Source organism: Brevundimonas guildfordensis (assembly GCF_014836405.1).
Taxonomy (GTDB): Bacteria; Pseudomonadota; Alphaproteobacteria; order Caulobacterales; family Caulobacteraceae; genus Brevundimonas; species Brevundimonas guildfordensis.
On the sequence record NZ_JACSQU010000003.1, the window covers coordinates 282,944 to 297,794 of the forward strand.

At 70.6% G+C, this 14,851-nt stretch carries 13 protein-coding genes; 8 read left to right on the forward strand and 5 right to left on the reverse strand.

Annotated elements, in window-relative coordinates; genetic code table 11:
* Window positions 1-22 precede the first annotated feature (22 nt).
* From glnD to H9656_RS12925, 5 genes are all read left to right on the forward strand, one after another.
* Window positions 23-2,725, forward strand: coding sequence for a [protein-PII] uridylyltransferase (glnD, locus tag H9656_RS12905; protein WP_225212512.1), 2,703 nt, complete (start codon window positions 23-25; stop codon window positions 2,723-2,725).
* A 30-nt stretch (window positions 2,726-2,755) separates the two neighbouring features.
* On the forward strand, window positions 2,756-4,450 hold the full coding sequence (gene murJ / locus H9656_RS12910) for a murein biosynthesis integral membrane protein MurJ (protein ID WP_191744660.1): 1,695 nt from the start codon (window positions 2,756-2,758) through the stop codon (window positions 4,448-4,450).
* A 173-nt stretch (window positions 4,451-4,623) separates the two neighbouring features.
* Window positions 4,624-5,661 carry a tryptophan--tRNA ligase gene (gene trpS, locus H9656_RS12915; RefSeq protein ID WP_191744661.1) on the forward strand — a complete coding sequence of 346 codons (1,038 nt, stop codon included), beginning with the start codon at window positions 4,624-4,626 and terminating at the stop codon, window positions 5,659-5,661.
* Between the two features lie 100 nt (window positions 5,662-5,761).
* Entirely contained in the window at window positions 5,762-6,472 is a 711-nt protein-coding gene (locus H9656_RS12920; RefSeq protein ID WP_191744662.1) for a GNAT family N-acetyltransferase, read from the forward strand.
* A gap of 11 nt (window positions 6,473-6,483) precedes the next feature.
* On the forward strand, window positions 6,484-6,948 hold the full coding sequence (locus H9656_RS12925; RefSeq protein WP_191744663.1) for an OsmC family protein: 465 nt from the start codon (window positions 6,484-6,486) through the stop codon (window positions 6,946-6,948).
* Between the two features lies 1 nt (window position 6,949).
* On the opposite strand, the gene H9656_RS12930 is transcribed toward H9656_RS12925, so the two are convergent.
* Window positions 6,950-7,693 carry a dienelactone hydrolase family protein gene (locus H9656_RS12930; RefSeq protein ID WP_191744664.1) on the reverse strand — a complete coding sequence of 248 codons (744 nt, stop codon included), beginning with the start codon at window positions 7,691-7,693 and terminating at the stop codon, window positions 6,950-6,952.
* A gap of 209 nt (window positions 7,694-7,902) precedes the next feature.
* On the opposite strand from H9656_RS12930, the gene H9656_RS12935 reads away from it, so the two are divergent.
* On the forward strand, window positions 7,903-8,424 hold the full coding sequence (locus H9656_RS12935; RefSeq protein ID WP_191744665.1) for a PadR family transcriptional regulator: 522 nt from the start codon (window positions 7,903-7,905) through the stop codon (window positions 8,422-8,424).
* Window positions 8,421-9,236 (forward strand): siderophore-interacting protein, encoded by an 816-nt coding sequence (locus H9656_RS12940; RefSeq protein ID WP_191744666.1) that lies wholly within the window; start codon window positions 8,421-8,423, stop codon window positions 9,234-9,236. The genes H9656_RS12935 and H9656_RS12940 overlap by 4 nt, the downstream gene beginning before the upstream one ends.
* A gap of 164 nt (window positions 9,237-9,400) precedes the next feature.
* Here H9656_RS12940 and purH read toward each other — a convergent pair whose 3' ends face one another.
* Window positions 9,401-11,005, reverse strand: coding sequence for a bifunctional phosphoribosylaminoimidazolecarboxamide formyltransferase/IMP cyclohydrolase (gene purH, locus H9656_RS12945; RefSeq protein WP_191744667.1), 1,605 nt, complete (start codon window positions 11,003-11,005; stop codon window positions 9,401-9,403).
* A gap of 141 nt (window positions 11,006-11,146) precedes the next feature.
* Between purH and H9656_RS12950 the strand changes: the two genes are divergently transcribed.
* Entirely contained in the window at window positions 11,147-11,536 is a 390-nt protein-coding gene (locus H9656_RS12950) for a GIY-YIG nuclease family protein (RefSeq protein ID WP_191744668.1), read from the forward strand.
* Here H9656_RS12950 and H9656_RS12955 read toward each other — a convergent pair.
* The 3 genes from H9656_RS12955 to H9656_RS12965 all read right to left on the reverse strand — a co-directional run bounded on the left by H9656_RS12955 (window position 11,533) and on the right by H9656_RS12965 (window position 14,844).
* Complete coding sequence (locus H9656_RS12955; RefSeq protein WP_191744669.1) at window positions 11,533-13,347, reverse strand: heparinase II/III family protein; 1,815 nt, start codon at window positions 13,345-13,347, stop codon at window positions 11,533-11,535. The two genes, H9656_RS12950 and H9656_RS12955, sit on opposite strands and share 4 nt — an antisense overlap.
* Entirely contained in the window at window positions 13,344-14,024 is a 681-nt protein-coding gene (rpe, locus tag H9656_RS12960) for a ribulose-phosphate 3-epimerase (RefSeq protein ID WP_191744670.1), read from the reverse strand. The genes H9656_RS12955 and rpe overlap by 4 nt, the downstream gene beginning before the upstream one ends.
* Window positions 14,025-14,115: 91 nt before the next feature.
* Entirely contained in the window at window positions 14,116-14,844 is a 729-nt protein-coding gene (locus H9656_RS12965; protein ID WP_191744671.1) for a TetR/AcrR family transcriptional regulator, read from the reverse strand.
* Between the last annotated feature and the right edge of the window lie 7 nt (window positions 14,845-14,851).

Consider the following 14,851-nt stretch of genomic DNA (forward strand, 5'->3'; position numbering starts at 1 on the left):
AGCGGTAGATAGGGAGCATGCTATGGTCGTCGCCGTGACCGCACCGCCTCCGCTCCCGTCCGCCGTTCTCGAAGCCGCTTCCGCGCCGGACCCGCGCGCCGCCGTCACCGCGCTCTTGCGTGAAAGTTTCGACGCCGACCGCGTCCGCGCCGCGCGCCGGGCCGAGAGCGCCACCGACGGCGCCGAAGCGGCGCGCCTCTACGCCGAGGCCGCTGACGCCCTGCTGGCCACCCTGTGGCGCTTTACGACCGAACAGGTCCATCCGGCGCCGGACGAGCGGCTGAGCCTGCTGGCGGTCGGCGGCTATGGGCGCGGGGTGCTGGCGCCCTTTTCGGACCTCGACCTGCTGTTCCTGCGGCCCGGCCAGGCGATCAGCCCGCGCGCCCAGGCGGTGGTCGAGTTCGTCCACTACGTCCTGTGGGACCTGGGACTGAAGGTCGGTTCGGCCTTTCGCTCCATTGGCGAGACCCTGGCGCTGGCGCGCGACGACATGACGGTGCGCACCACCCTGCTGGAGGCGCGGGTGCTGGCGGGGGATGCCGGCCTGGGCGAGAGCCTTCTCAAGCGGTTCCGCAGCGAGGTCGCCCGCGCTGATCCGCGCCCCTTCATCGCCGCGAAGATGTCCGAGCGCGACGTGCGCCTGCAGAAGACCGGCGCCGTCCGCTACCGCGTCGAGCCGAACGTCAAGGACGGCAAGGGCGGGCTGCGCGACCTCAACACCCTGTTCTGGATCGCCCGGTCGCTGGCCCCGGACAGCGAGCGGGGGCAGGCGGCGCTGGAGGGCCTGCTGACCGCGCGGGAGCTGCGCAGCTTCCGCGAGGCGATCGGCTTCCTGTGGCGGGTGCGCATCCTGCTGCACCTGGTCGCCGGGAGGCCGGAGGAGAAGCTGACCTTCGACGTCCAGCCCGAGATCGCCCGACGCATGGGCTGGCGCGGGCGCGGCGACGAACTGGCGGTCGAGCGCTTCATGCGCCGTTATTTCCAGGTCGCGCGCGAGGTCGGCGCCCTGACCCGCGCCGTCTCGGCCCAGCTGGAGGCGCGCCAGCAGAAGAAGGCCGAAGGTCTGGCGCGCGGCCTGTCGCGCCTGATCCGGCGCCGACGGGTCAAGCTGGCCTTCGACGGGCTGGCGGTGGAGGAGGGGCGGCTGACCGTGACGGGCGCCAATGTCTTCGCCCGCGATCCGGCGCGGCTGCTGCTGCTGTTTGTCGAGGCGGACCGGCTGGATCTGGACCTGCACCCCGACGCCTTCGCCGCCGTGATCCGCTCGCTGACGCTGGTGACGCCCGCCCTGCGCCGCGACCCGCGCGCGGCCGAGGCCTTCCTGACGGTGCTGGCGCATGGCCAGCGCCCTTACCGCGTCCTGTCGATCATGAACGAGACGGGCCTGCTGGGCCGCTTCCTGCCCGAGTGGGGGCGGATCGTCGGCCAGACCCAGTTCAACATGTATCACGCCTATACGGTGGACGAGCACACCCTGCAGGCGGTCGGCGTCATCAACGACATCGGCCGCGGCAAGCTGAAGGCGGACCACCCGGCCTCGACCGTCATCGTCCCTCGCATCGCCGACATCGAGGCCCTGATGCTGGCCATGCTGTTGCACGATGTGGGCAAGGGCGGCGACCGGGGCCAGTTGGAGGACGGGGCCATCGCCGCGCGCCGGGCCTGCGAGCGGCTGGGCGTCGATCCGCGGCGGATCGAGCTGGTCGTCTGGCTGGTGCGCCATCACCTGCTGATGAGCGACTACGCCCAGAAGCGCGACGTGTCCGATCCCTCGACCGTGCGCGCCTTCGCCGAGGCGGTGGGCGATCCGGAGCGGCTGCGGATGCTGATGGTGCTGACGGTGGCCGACATCCGCGCCGTCGGGCCGGGCGTCTGGAACGGCTGGAAGGGGCAGTTGATGCGCGCCCTGTTCGAGGCGACCGAGGCCCTGTTCCGCGGGGACGCCGTGACGCGCGAAGACCCTCTGGCCGATCATCCGGCCCTGGTCGAGCGGGCGCGGCGCGAAGGCGCGGCGGTCGAGGCCCTGCCCGCCGAGGGGCCGCTGGCGTCTACCGCCCGCGTGGCTGTGGCGGCGCGCGACCGGCCCGGCCTGTTCGCCGATCTGGCGGCCACGCTGTCGATGGCGGGCGCCGACGTGGTGGGCGCGCGGCTGGCCACGGCCGACGACGGCATGGCGCTGGACGTGTTCGAGATTCAGGACGGGGCGGGCGAACCCTATGGCGGGCGCGAGCCGCGACGGTTGGCCATTCTGGTCAAGGCGATGGAGCGGGCGGTGCTGAAGGGCGCGCGGACCTCGGCCATGCAGGCGCCGCGGGTCAGCGCCCGCCGCGCCGTGTTCGAGGTACGCCCCGTGGTGCGGATCGACGCCGATACGGGCACCAGCGCCGTGGTGATCGAGGTCTCGGGCGCCGACCGCCCCGGCCTGCTGGCCGATCTGGCGCGGACGATTTCGGCGCATGGCTATTCGACCCGATCGGCCCACGTCGCCAGCTTCGGCGAACGGGCGGTGGACGGCTTCTACATCACCGACGCCGACGGCCGGAAACCCAAGGACAAGGCGAAGCTGGAGGCGCTGAGAACCGACCTGCTGGAGGTGCTGGACCGCGCGCCTCAGGGGCCGGCGGGACGGCGCATAGTCCCCGTGCGCGCCAGCATGCGCGACGTCTCGGATCTGGAGGGCGCCATGGGCCGCAAGCCCGTATCCAGCGGCCCGCAGGCGCGCTAAGGCGTTTGGGGACCGAGCGCAGGAACAGCCGTGAACGACAAGATTGACCCCATCGAACCGGCCGCGCCTATCTCAGCAGCGAACGCCACGGTCGAGCCGGTGGTCCAGCCGCCCGCCTCCGCCGCGACGGCCCAGCCCAAGGGCGGGGTGGCGCGATCCTCGGCCATTTTCAGCGCCATGACCCTGCTCAGTCGTCTGGCCGGGTTCGCGCGCGATCTGGTCATCACGGCGGCGCTGGGCGCTTCGGCGGGACCGGCGGCCGACGCCTATTACACGGCGCTGAACTTCCCCAATCTTTTCCGGCGCATCTTCGCAGAAGGCGCCTTCGCCGCCGCCTTCGTGCCCGCCTACGCCAAGACGCTGAAGAGCGAAGGGGAGGCGGCGGCCGACAAGGTCGCGACCGACGCCCTGGCCGCCGTAGCCGCCGTCACGGTGGCCCTGACCGTGGTCGCCCAGTTGGCCATGCCGTGGCTGATGACCGTCATCAACATCGGCTTCCTGGATGATCCGGCGCGCTTCAAACTGGCGGTGATCCTGACCCAGATCACGATGCCCTATCTGCCCTGCATGGCCATCGCCGCCCTGCTCAGCGGGGTGCTGAACGCGCGCGGCCGCTTCATCGTCTCGGGCGCCTATCCGATCCTGCTGAACCTGATCATGCTGGCCGCCGTCATCCCGGTGAAGGGCGATCAGATCGAGGCCGCCTACGCCGCCTCGTGGGCCGTGCTGGTCGCGGGCGTGGCGCAGGCGGGCCTGTGCTGGTGGGCGGCGCGCAAGGCGGGGGCGAACATCCGCCTCAGCCTGCCGAAGATGACCCCGGCGGTGAAGGCCATCATCATCACCGCCATCCCGGCCGCCATCGGCAACAGCGCGACCCAGATCAACGTCTTCATCTCCGGCAACCTGTCCAGCTTCGTCGACGGCGGCCGCACCTGGCTGGCGACGGCGGACCGGCTGTATCAGCTGCCCCTGGGTCTGGTCGGGGTGGCCATCGGCATCGCTCTTCTGCCCAAGCTGTCGTCGGCGGTGGCGTCCAAGGATCATGCCCAGCAGCAGGCTTCGATGGACGAGGCGCTGATCCTGTCGATGGCCCTGACCCTGCCGGCGGCGGCGGCCCTGATGGCCATGCCCTATTTCCTGATCGACGCCCTGTTCACGCGCGGCGCCTTCCTGCAGGTCGACGCCGTCAACACCGCCCAGGCCCTGCTGCATTTCGGCTGGGGCGTGCCCGCTTTCGTGCTGATCCGCATTCTGGCCCCCGCCTTCTTCGCGCGCGGCGACACGCGCCGGCCCATGGTTTTCGCCCTGATCTCGGTGGCGGTGAACGCGGTGCTGGCCATCGGCCTGTTCAATCTGGGCATGGGGGTGTCAGGCATCGCGGCGGCGGTCAGCGCCTCGGCCTGGACCAATGTGCTGCTTCTGGGCGCGACCCTGTGGCGGCGCGAGCATTATCGACCCAGCCCGCGCGCCCTCTGGCGGCTGGGCCGCATCGCCCTGGCCAGCGCAGGGCTGGCGGCGGTGGTCGGGGCGGCGTCCTGGGCGCGGCCCATGCTGCAGACGCCCGTTCAGGACCTGCTGGCGATGGCGGGTTCGAGCCACGGCGCCAAGGAGATCACCCTGCTGCTGGTCGTGGCCGCGGGCGGCGTGGCCTATGTCGCTCTGGCCTTCCTGACGCGCGCCGTCACCGTGGCCGAGGTCAAGGGACTGGTGCGGCGGGCGCGGTGAGCTTGCCCTTCGCGACCCGAACCGATAAGCGCGAGGGTATGGCGCTTTCGGGACGATTTCTCGCTCACGGACGATGGCGCGGCTGATCCGCCGCCCCGGGCTTCCGCACGCCCGCCTTTCGCACGCGAAACCGTGCGCCGACATTCGCCTTTCGACTTCCGAGATCCGCTATCATGACTGACCAGACCCCGGCCCAATACACCGGCCCGCGCCGCATCCTGTCCGGCATCCAGGCCTCCGGCGCCCTGCACCTGGGCAACTATCTGGGCGCGCTGAAGCGCTTCACCGAACTGCAGGACACGGGCGCGCCCCTGTTCGTCTTCGTCGCCGACATGCACGCCATCACCGTCTGGCAGGAGCCCGAGAAGCTGGCCGCCCAGACGCGCGAGATCGCGGCGGCCTACCTGGCCTCGGGCCTGGACCCGGCCAAGGCCGTCATCTTCCCGCAATCGGCGGTGCCGGCTCATGCCGAACTGGCCTGGATCTTCAACTGCGTCGGCCGCCTCGGCTGGCTGGACCGGATGACCCAGTTCAAGGAGAAGTCGGGCAAGCACAAGGAACGCTCCAGCGTCGGCCTCTACACCTATCCGGTGCTGCAGGCGGCGGACATCCTGCTCTACAAGGCGACCGAGGTGCCGGTCGGCGAGGACCAGAAGCAGCATCTGGAGCTGACCCGCGACATCGCTCAGAAGTTCAACAACGACTTCAACGCGCCCGGCTACTTCCCCTTGCCCGAGCCGCTGATCCAGGGCCCGGCGACGCGGGTGATGTCCCTGCGCGACGGCGCGGCCAAGATGTCCAAGTCCGATCCGTCGGACCTGTCGCGCATCAACCTGACCGACGACGCCGACGCCATCGCCAACAAGATCCGCAAGGCCAAGACCGACATGGAGCCGCTGCCGGAAACGGTCGAGGGTCTGGAAGGCCGGCCCGAGGCCAAGAACCTGGTGGCCATCTACGCCGCCCTGGCCGACACCACGCGCGAAGCCGTTCTGGCGGAGTTCGCGGGGCAGGGCTTCGGCGCCTTCAAGCCGAAGCTGGCCGAGCTGGCCGTGTCGTCGATGGCCAATGTCACCGCCGAGATGCGCCGCCTGATGAACGACCCGGCCGAGATCGACCGCGCCCTGGCCGCCGGCGCCGAAAAGGCGCGCGAGATCGCCGAGCCGACCATCGCCGAGGTCAAGAAGATCGTCGGCTTCTGGCAGGGCTGAGGCTTTTGGGCTGAGCCTTGTGGGCTGAGCGGCGGGTTTCGGACGCGGCGTTGCGAGTCTCGCTTCCGTCGCCGCGTCTTCGCGCCTAGAGCGTCGAGGCATGAGCCATCCTCTTGATCGGGCGGTGTTCAACGCCCTGACCACGCGCCTGTCGCCTTTCGCCACGCCGGATTCCGGAGCGGCCGCTGTGCGCATCGACCCTGAGGTCGGGGTGTTCCTGGCGGCGGCCGACGCGACGCCGGACAGCCCACGGGCGCTGACCGAGCTGAACCGGCGCCATCCCGGCGGAGGCCTGGTCGAGCGCGAGGACGGGCCGATGGTCGATGTCCTGCCCGACGGCGCCGTGATCGCCGCGCGGGTCGGCCTGGTGCAGATGACGGCCACGGCGCTGACGCCGGCGGGTTCGGCGGGGGCGGCGCTGGACGGCGTCATCGAGGAGCTGGACGAGGCTGACGCGCCGGCCATGCTGGCGCTGGCGACTCTGACGCGCCCCGGTCCTTTCCGCTCGAAGACGCGCAGGCTGGGCCCGTTCGTGGGCGTCAAGCGCGAGGGCCAACTGGTCGCCATGGCGGGGCGGCGGCTGCGCGTGGACGGTTTCACCGAGCTGAGCGGGGTCTGCACCCACCCGGACCATCGCGGCCAAGGCTATGCGGCGGCTCTGTCGCGCGCGGTGGTCGGCGAGATCCTGGCCTCGGGCGAGGCGGCCTTCCTGCACGCCTTCGCCGAGCATGAGGCGACCATCGCCTTCTATCGCGGTCTGGGATTTCAGGCTCGGGCGCGCATGACCTATACCCAATTGGCCGAGGCTTAGGAGGAGCGGACATGAGCGTGCATCGGGCGACGGTCGAATGGCGCCGAGGCGATCAGCCGTTCAGCGACAACCAATACGGGCGCGGCCATGACTGGCGCTTCGACGGCGGGGCCGTGGTGCGCGGTTCGTCCGCGCCTTCGGCCATGTGGCCGCCGCCCCTGTCGGACGAGACGGCGGTCGATCCCGAGGAAGCTTTGGTCGCCGCCCTGTCCAGCTGCCACATGCTGTTCTTCCTGGCCTACGCCCGCAAGGACGGCTTCATCGTCGATTCCTACCGCGACGACGCCGAGGGAACGCTGGGCAAGGACGAGCGCGGCAAGGTGTCGATCACCGAGGTGGCGCTGCGCCCCGCTGTAACCTGGTCAGGCGACAAGACGCCGGACGCGGCGGCCATCGCCGACCTGCACCATCGCGCCCACGACAGCTGCTACATCGCCAACTCGATCCGCGCTGAGGTCAGGATCGAGCCTCGCTGACCTAAGCTGCGGTCTGCTGCAGGAAGGCTCCGAAACGGCGCAGGGCGTCCTCGGTCAGGTCGGGGTGGTGGCGCATCGGCCCGTTATTGGTCGGTTCGTCAAAGGCGTGGGTGCCGTCGGCGACCCAGCTTTCGACCTCGGCCCCGCCCGCGCGGATCATGGCGTTGACCCGTTCGGCGTTGCGCACCGTGGTCAGGTGATCGCGTCCCGCCGTCAGCGCCAGGACGCGCGGATGATGGCGCCACGGCTTCATGCGGTTGAAGGCCCACGGACCGATATAGGCATAGGCCAGAAACACAGCCTTGATGCTTGGCAGGTCGACGGAGCCCGGGTCGGCGACGCCCATGCGGCGCGGCGCGGGCGTCTCGCTCATCATCTCCATGATGGCCCATCCGCCGTGGCTCCAGCCCGCCAGCGCCAGTTGGGAAGCGTCCACGTCCGGCCGCTGCGACAGGCCGTGGATGGCGGCCAGGACATCGCCGGCCCGCTCATAGCCCCGGAACATCACGCCGGTGCAGACCGTGGTCAGCGTCAACGTCCGGCCCCAACCGCGCGGACCATAGGAATCGACGATGGCGGCGCGCCAACCGGCCGCTTTCGCCGCCTCGGCATAGCGCGGCAGATGGCTGCGCAGACCGCCGCAACCGTGGAACAGCAGCACGGTCGGGCGCGGGCGGTCGTCGTCAGGCCCGACAATCTGCACATGCGGCTGCAACCGAGCCCAGCGGGCGGCGATGGTGTCCATCCCTGCAATCTAGGGCGCCGTTCTTTTCAGGGAAGGGGTCTTGCGCGTCGCTCATTCAGATATATCTGTTTGCCAGTTCGATATATCTAATCGCGAGAAAAGAAGAGATGAGAGGATCCAAGGGGATCGGAAGGCGCGGCCACGGCATGGGCCATGGCGGGCAGCACGGACCTGATCGCGGCTTGGGTTGCGGCGGCTACGGCCGGACGATGCGCCCTGAAGTCCGGCGTACGGGCGAGAGCCGGATGCGCGGCGAGGGTCACGGACGACGCGGCGGCGGCCGCATGTTCGAACACGGCGCCCTGCGTTGGGTGCTGCTGTCGCTGATCGCGGACAAGCCCAGCCACGGTTATGAACTGATCAAGGCCATCGAGGCGAGAGTGGGCGGCGCCTATGCCCCCAGCCCCGGCGTCATCTATCCCAGTCTCGCGCTGCTGGAAGACATGGGCGCCGTGAACGCCGTCGCCGACGGCGGCAAGAAGCGCTATGCCGTCACCGACGAAGGCCGTCGCCTGCTGGTTGAAAACGCCGAGGCCCTGGCCCACGCCGAGCGCAAGATGAAGGCCTTGGGCGGCCGCGCCGACCGGCCGGCGCGCATCGCCCAGGCCATCGAGGCATTCCGCGCGGCGACGCATGATCGCCTGACCCAGGAGCCGCCGCTCAGCGAAGCCCAGGTCGAGGCTCTTGCTGATATGATCGAAGCCGCAGCCGAAAAGGTGAGACAGGCATGAGCAACGCTCTGTTGAGACAACCGCGCCGCGTGCGGCATGAGCTGAAATTCCGCCACGCCCGCGTCGAGGCGGTGGAGCAGCTGACCCCGGTCCTGAAGCGCGTCGTGTTGACGGGCGACGAGCTGGAGGGCTTCTTCAGCCCCGGCTTCGACGACCATGTGAAGATCTTCCCCGTGCCGCGCGGCGAGCCGCTGGTGCTGCCGACGCTGGGGCCCGACGGGCCGGTGTTCCCGGACCCCCGGCCGGTGGCGCGCGACTACACCCCGCGCCTGTTCGACGCCGCCAATCGTCGGCTGACCATCGACTTCGCTGTCGGCCACGGCGGTCCGGCCACCGCCTGGGCCGAGGACGCGCAGCCCGGAGACGAACTGGGTCTGGGCGGCCCGCGCGGGTCCTTCCTGATCCCGACCAGCTTCGCCGAGCACCTGCTGGTCGGCGACGAGACCGCCATCCCCGCCATCGCCCGCCGTTTGGAGGAACTGCCGAAAGGCGCGCGCGCGATAGCCTGTATCGAGGTCAACGATGCCGCCGGCGAACTGGACCTGCCCAGTCCGGCGGACGTCGAGATCGTCTGGGTGCACCGCAAGGGCGGACCGCGTGGGCGGGCGGAAGCCCTGACGGCTGCGGCGATCGCGGCGGCGCAGCGGATCGACCCGGCCGACGCCTATGTCTGGGTCGCCTGCGAATCCTCGGTGGCCCGCGCGATGCGCGCGGCGTTGCTGGCCGCCCGGCCGTTCAACACGAAATGGATGAAGGTCGCCGGCTACTGGCGCCTGGGCGGCGTCGGCTCGAACGATGTGATCGAGGACTGAGGCCCGACCCAGTCCCGATCAAAGATAAAGGGCGCTGCCGATGACCGGCAGCGCCCTTTTCGTTTGCGCTCACGCAGTGAGCCGCCGCGCGGCTTGCGTTAGCGCAACAAAGCAGCGCTCAAGCAGCGAGCGACCGCGTCGCGAGCGATAGCGCCCTTAAAGACCTAGTGCCGGAACACGCGCACGCCGGTGAAGGCCATGGCGATGCCGCGTTCGTCGGCAGCGGCGATGACTTCCTCGTCGCGGATCGAGCCGCCCGGCTGAATCACCGCCGTGGCCCCGGCCGCGACGGCTTCCAGCAGGCCGTCGGCGAAGGGGAAGAAGGCTTCCGAAGCGCAGGCCGAACCCTCGGCCAGCGAGTGGGCCAGGCCCTTGGCCTCGCCCGCTTCCTTGGCGCGGATGGCGGCGATGCGGGCGCTGTCGCGGCGGTTCATCTGGCCGGCGCCGATGCCCGCCGTCTGGCCGTCCTTGGCGTAGACGATGGCGTTGGACTTGACGTGCTTGGCCACGGTGAAGGCGAACAGCATGTCCTGGATCTCGGTCGGCGTCGGCTGGCGGCGCGTGACGATCTTCAGGTCTTCCGGCTTGATCAGCGAGCGGTCGCGCGACTGCACCAGGAAGCCGCCCGCGACCGAGCGGAACACCTCGCCCGCGCCGTGCGGATCGGGCAGGCCGTCGGTGATCAGCAGGCGCAGGTTCTTCTTGGCGGCGAAGACGGCCTTGGCCTCTTCGTCGGCGCCGGGGGCGATGACCACCTCGGTGAAGATGCCGGTGATGGCGCGGGCGTCCTCGCCGGTCAACGGGCGGTTGACGGCGATGACGCCGCCGAAGGCCGACACCGCGTCGCATTCCAGCGCGCGGGCGTAAGCTTCGGACAAGGTGTGGCCGACGGCCACGCCGCAGGGGTTGGCGTGCTTGACGATGACGCAGGCCGGGGCCTCGAACTCGGCGACCAGCTCATAGGCGGCGTCGGCGTCGGCGATGTTGTTGTAGCCCAGCTCCTTGCCCTGGACCTGTTCAGCGTAGGCCACGCCCGGACGACGCTCGCCGGTGCGGTAGAAGGCGCCGGTCTGGTGCGGGTTCTCGCCATAGCGCAGGGTCTGCGCCAGCGAACCGGCGATCGACTTGCGCGCCGGGGCGGCGTCGTTCAGCTGGCCGGCGAACCAGCCGGACACGGCGGCGTCATAGGCGGCGGTGCGGGCGAAGGCGCGGGCGGCCAGCTGCTTGCGCAGCGCCAGGGTGGTCGAACCGTCGGCCTTCAGGGCGTCGACGATCAGGTTGATGCTCTCGGCGTCGACGGCGACGGCGACGTGGCCGTGGTTCTTGCTGCCCGAACGGATCATGGCCGGGCCGCCGATGTCGATGTTCTCGATGGCCGCCTCGAATCCGCCGCCGTCCTCGACGGTCTTCTCGAACGGATAGAGGTCGATCCAGACGATATCGATGGCGCCGATATTGTGCTCGGTCATGGCGGCGGCGTGGGCCGGGGCGTTGCGCACGCCCAGCAGGCCGCCGTGCACGACGGGGTGCAGGGTCTTGACCCGGCCGTCCATCATTTCCGGGAAGCCGGTCAGGTCGGCGACGTCCTTGACCGGCAGGCCGAAGCCCGCGATCGCCGCCTTGGTGCCGCCGGTCGAGACCAGTTCGACGCCGAGGCCCGCCAGGGTGCGCGCGGCGTCTTCCAGCCCCGCCTTGTCCGACAGGGAGATCAGGGCGCGGACGGGCTTGATCGCGTCGGGGGCGGGCGGAAAGTCGGGAGCGGCGGGCATGGGCGGCGTCCGTTTACAGCTGGGGCGGGGAGATGGCGGGGCCTCTAGCACCAACGGGACGCGGCGTCAGCCCTTCGACCTACACACGCCGTCATCCTCGGGCTTGACCCGAGGATCGAGTTGTCTGTCACTCGACGGTACATGAGCCAGCGCCGCCCCTGCATCGCGACCTATATTCTGGCCAGCCGCCCGCTCGGCGTCCTTTACGTCGGCATGACGTCGAACCTGTACGAGCGTACTCGTCAGCATCGTGAGGACCGCATCGAAGGCTTCGCTGAGCGCTACGGTTGCAAGACGCTGGTCTGGTACGAAATGCACGGCTTCGTCACAGAGGCGATCCGGCGAGAGAAGGCGCTCAAGCGCTGGAACAGAACATGGAAGCTGGAACTGGTCGAGAAGACCAACCCGGGGTGGCGGGACCTTTATCCCAGCCTGTTCGGACAGGCGCCTGATCCTCGGGTCAAGCCCGAGGATGACGGAGAAGGGGAGGGAAGCGTCAGCGCCTTCCTCCGCCGCCTCGACGGCCCTTAGTCCGGATCGCCGCTCGCGCCGGCGGGGCTCAGCTTCCAGCGGACCTTGGTCTCGGCGTCGGTGCGGGCCGAGCCGCGCACGACGATCTGCAAGGAGCGGCGGGTCAGGCCGTCATCGATGTGGACGGCGGGCTCGATGGCCACGTCGGGGCCGTCGCTGCGGAACCACCAGCCGCGACCGGACGGGCCGCGCAGCAGGATGGAGCGGCGGTCGCGGGCCAGCGAGGCCTGCACGCCCGGCTCCAGCTGGAAGCGCAGGGCGTAGGGCGCGGCGATGGCGCGGGCCGCCTCGGGGCGGTCTGCAGGCGGATGCAGCCGCTCCTCGGCGCGCAGTTCGTCCAGCCGCTGGTCGATATACAGGCGGCGCTGGTGCATCAGGCCGTACAGCGGCATCCAGCCGTCGTGCTCGACCTCCAGCCAGACGGCGCCGTCGCCCTCCTGGTGCTGGCGGGTGACATGCAGGGCCGGGCCGACGAGGCGCGGGCCCAGAAGCTCGCCCTTCCAGCCCCCCAAGGGCTCGCTCATTGGTTGTTCGCCCAGCGTCAGGGTCGAAGCGCCGTGCGCAAGGCGCAGGGCCTGGCGGTCCATGGCGCGCGGCGTCCAGCCGGCCGAGGTGAACAGGCGGTCGCGGCCGCAAACGACTTCGAGCGCAGCGGGCTGGCTGCAGGCGGCCGCCGACCAGGCGTTGAGGGCCGGCGCCTCGACATCGACCATGACCGTCAGCAGCGGACTGGAAACGCGCAGCAGGCCGCCCACGGCGCCGCTGGGCGGGGCGGCGGGGGCGTCGTCATGGGCGCGGGCGGCGGCGATGCGCTCCGCCGTCGAAGGGCCGCCGCCCTGGAACACGGCCAGACGCCGGTCGGGCAAGGTCTGAAGGCGCAGGGCCAGGGTCAGGCGTGAGATGGCCTCGGCGACCGCCTCGGGCGTCACTTCCGACAGCTGGGCCAAGGCGTCGTCCAGCGTCAGCAGGTCGAGCAGCAGCTCCAGCCCCTTTTCCGGCGCGCGCGAGGCGTGGGCGCCGTCGGGCGCGACCGTGGCGGCCAGGGCGGAGGGCAGGCGTTTCAGGGCCTTGTTGCGGATGGCGGCGCCGGTTTTTCCGGTCAGGGCGCAGCCGGCGATGGCGGCGGCGGTCAGGCGCTCGGCCCGGCCCATGACGCCGCCGGGCGGGCGCAGCAGCTGCCGCGCCTGACGGGCCAGGATGTCCGTCAGCCGCAGTCGTTCGATCTCGGTCGCGGCGCCCGCCAGACGCCGTCCAGCGCAAGCCAGATGATAGACCCGGCGGGCCAGGATGTCGGGGTCCCAGGAGAACGGCGACCAGCGGCTGAAGACGTCCTGCCAGGCCAGGGTCAGGGACAGGGTCTCGCGCACGCCGCGCTCGCCCTGGGCCATCATGGCGGGCAGCCAGTTGAAACTGTGCAGTTCGACGGCGAAGGCGCGGCTGGGGGTGGGGCTGTTCCACAGCTCGACCGGCGCGCCAGCGTCGAGGCTGAGACCGGCCAGCGTCAGCTTGCCTGACAGAAGCGGGCGCGGGGCCTCTTCCGAGAGGGGACGGAAATCGCGCGGACTGACGGCGAACCCGTCGGCGGTGGGGCCGCCCAGGGTCAGGCCGTAGCCGGGCAGTCCGTACAGCTCGATCCAGGCCTGTCGCGCCGCCAGCGCCTTGGCGACCGAGGCCCACAGGCGCGGGTCCGGGCGCGCGCCCGAGGCCGGGCGCATGGGGGTGCGCATCGGCGCGCCCTTCAGGCCGGGAATGTGACCCTCGGCCAGGGGGACGTCGCTGTCGCGCGGGGCGAAGGGGCCGAGAGGGCTCACGCGGCGGCGGCCTTCAGGGCCTGAATGTTGGCGGCATAGGCGTCCGGCCCGCCCTTGAAGACGAAGGAGCCGGCGACCAGGGCGTCGGCCCCGGCGGCGACGCAGGCCCCGGCGTTGGCGGCGACGACGCCGCCGTCGACCTGCAGGTGCGCCTTCGATCCGGCGCGGTCGAGGATGGCGCGGGCGCGCTCAATCTTCCGCAATGAAGACTCGATGAACTTCTGCCCGCCGAAGCCCGGATTGACCGACATGATCAGCACCAGATCGACCAGGTCGACGGTCTCCTCCAGCACGCTCAGCGGCGTGGCGGGGTTGAACACCAGGCCCGCCTTGGCGCCCAACTGGCGGATCTGGCCCAAGGTGCGGTGGACGTGCGGCCCGCTTTCGGGGTGGACGCTCATGAGGTCGGCGCCCGCCGCACGGTAGGCCTCCAGCCAGTTATCGACCGGCGCGACCATCAGGTGGACGTCGAACGGCAGGGTCGTGTGCGGCCGCAGGGCCTTCACCACGTCCGGGCCGATGGTCAGGTTGGGCACGAAATGGCCGTCCATCACGTCGACGTGGATCCAGTCGGCCCCGGCCGCCTCGAGGGCGCGGATCTCCTCGCCCAGCTTGGAGAAGTCGCTGGCCAGGATGGAGGGGCAGATCAGCGGGGCGGTCGCGGTCATCTGGGTCATGATGCTGCGACTTACGTCCCCGCGAGGCGAGGGGCAAGCCGGGCCGCTGACGCAGGCCGTGCTTTCGCGAGCGAAGGCGGCCGGCCGGCGGTCAGCGCTGCGCCGGGCCGCAGACGGCGCGGAAGCCGGCGGCGGCGAAGCGCACCATATAGTCGCAGGCGCTGTCCAGATCCCCCGACCGGCACAGGCCGCCGGACAGCCGATCCAGACGCCCGGTCTCGCCGAGCGTCAGGGTCAGGGCGCCGGACAGGTTGTGGTAGGCCCAGTACAGGTCGGCCTCGTCCGCCTCGGGCAGGATGCGCTTGACCAGTTCCAGCAGGCGGCGGATCGCCGGGTCGAAATAGCGGGCCATGGTCTCGCCGCCGAAGGCCGGGTTGGCGTTGGTCTGGGCCACCAGGGCGGCGTAATGCTTCCAGCCAGGCCCGCCCTTCAGCGACCACTGGAACGGGGGGCGCAGGAAGGCCTCCAGCAGCCCCTCCAGCGTCATGGCGTCGCCCGCCGCCTCGGCGTAGCGGTCGACGGCGGCGACCCGCTCATTATTCCACACCTCAGCGCGGCGGTTGAAGACGGCGTCGAACAGCTCCTTCTTGGCCCCGAAATAATAATGGACCAGGGCGGTATCCACGCCGGCTTCGCGCGCCACCTCGCGGATGGTGACGCCATAGAAGCCATGCTTCGAAAACAGGTCCTCGGCCGCATTCATGATGGCGTCGCGGGTCTCGCCGACGGCGGACGCCTTGGATTTCTTGGGCCGACCGCGCCGCGCCGGGGCGGCGGGCGAGGGGGGAATCTGGGGCGGCGGCAGGTCGCTCTTCGTCATGGACGGA